Annotated in this window: 1 protein-coding gene; it reads right to left on the bottom strand. The window is 45.2% G+C overall.

Annotation, left to right across the window (positions count from 1 at the left end):
• Positions 1–1,747: hemagglutinin repeat-containing protein (locus ABID23_RS07885; RefSeq protein ID WP_354190939.1), on the bottom strand; the 1,747-nt coding region annotated here is incomplete at both ends.

Raw genomic sequence — 1,747 nt, 5'->3', positions numbered from 1 at the left:
AAATAAAGCGGATTATTTTTATCCTTCGCATGTTGCTCTGCATAAACAGCGGCTTCCTCTGGTGGAGTAAAGATGCCATTAAAGGACACATGCACCTTGCCATCAGAGCCTTCTTGCAAATGCTGCTTTTCTTCATCCGTTAAATAATGGAACTTGGGGATTTTTTGTCCACGAGCGTCTTTGATATACTGTCCATTTGCATCTATTTCATAGATTATATTGCCCTGTTCATCACGATCCACCACGGCGATGGGATGCTCTTTGATAAACATGGTTTTATAGGAGTTATCGCTGTATTTAAATCCTTCTTCCAACAATTGCGTTGCCATTTCGCGGTTTTCATGGACGATTTGTTCCAGCTTGCCTACATCGAGCTGTTGTACACCCTTATGGGCGCTGGCAGTATCCCGATTAAGGGAGGCTATGGCTTGCTCAACATCTTGTCCTGTCAATGCCTTCTGCCCTGCTTCATCAGTAATGACGATGGTGCCATCGCTAATGGCGGATTTGGTATATCCTTCCTCTGAATCTTTAGCTTTTGAATGATCTAAGACATTTTTAGCAATGTTTTTCCCGACACCATATTTGCCCTGATACATCGGACCACCTGCTGAAATGCTTAAACCTTGGCTGCTGGCTTGAGCATGCGCACTGTTGCTGATATCACTGGTGCTAATGCTTCCTGTGGTCAGGCTGTTTTTTTCTGCCGGCGCGGTGCTAGCAACAAGCCCCCCAGTTAGGGTCGTTTTATCTTTAACGTTGATCTTAAAACCACCATCACCCGCTTTGATGCCTGATTGTTCCACAACACTATGATAATCACTAGAGGATTTATCCTTGTTCAAGGAAATATTGGTTGTGGCTGTACCATCCTTTTCTTGGCTATTATAACCAATGGAAACAGAGTTTTGCTTGCTGGAACTTTGTCCCGTATCACTGCGGCTGACAACGGCAAAATCACCCCCTACTTCCATTTCTACACGCTCTCCAGAAACCACGGCGCCTGCCAATGTGGTGTTTGCCCCACTGTTGGTGTGAACTGTGCCGGTGCCAATAATATGGCTGTTCTTGTGATGCACTTCCTCACTGGACCCCTTGCCTTTACCAAAGGAAGCATTCCCCATCCACCCTGTACCACCGGTACCATAACTATACCCAATATTCATCGAAGCGCTTTGCGTATGATTTTGTGTGCTCTGCGTGTTTTGCGCACTTTCAAAGGTGATATGTTGCCCTGCTTCCATGGTGATATTCCCGCTCTGCTCATCATTGCTTTGCATCGGGTTTGTGCCAGCGATAATATCAGCGCCAACACCATGGATGCTGCCTTTGTGGGCTTGCATGTTGACAGCGCGTCCTGCTTCTATTGTACCTGTTACCGCAGTAGAGGTCTGAACAGAGGCTTCTGCCTTCTCTGTCTTAAAGCCCACGGTTACGCTAGCAGAAACATCAGCAATATCACGAATAGATTGTTTAAGGTTTCCACCTTTCATCCCATTATAAAGACCTTTGCCTTTGCTATAGAGATCATAGCCTTTTAGACCAGCAATAAGACCATTACCGATTTTGTGTTTTGTATCCCCATGACCAAAACGTTTGGCTGCATCCTTTACATCTTTTACTGTACCAAGAATGCCCACATTGACAGAGCCTGTCACACCAGCAAAAGACTTTTCATGCTTTTCTTTTGCGTTAGAGGTATCATAGCTTTCTGATAGGGTGATATTATTGCCGGCATCCATGTTGA

The sequence above is a fragment of the Bartonella silvatica genome, assembly GCF_040545155.1.
GTDB lineage: Bacteria > Pseudomonadota > Alphaproteobacteria > Rhizobiales > Rhizobiaceae > Bartonella > Bartonella silvatica.
Note: the sequence above shows the minus strand (reverse complement) of the source record. Positions and strands in the feature narration are given on the sequence as shown.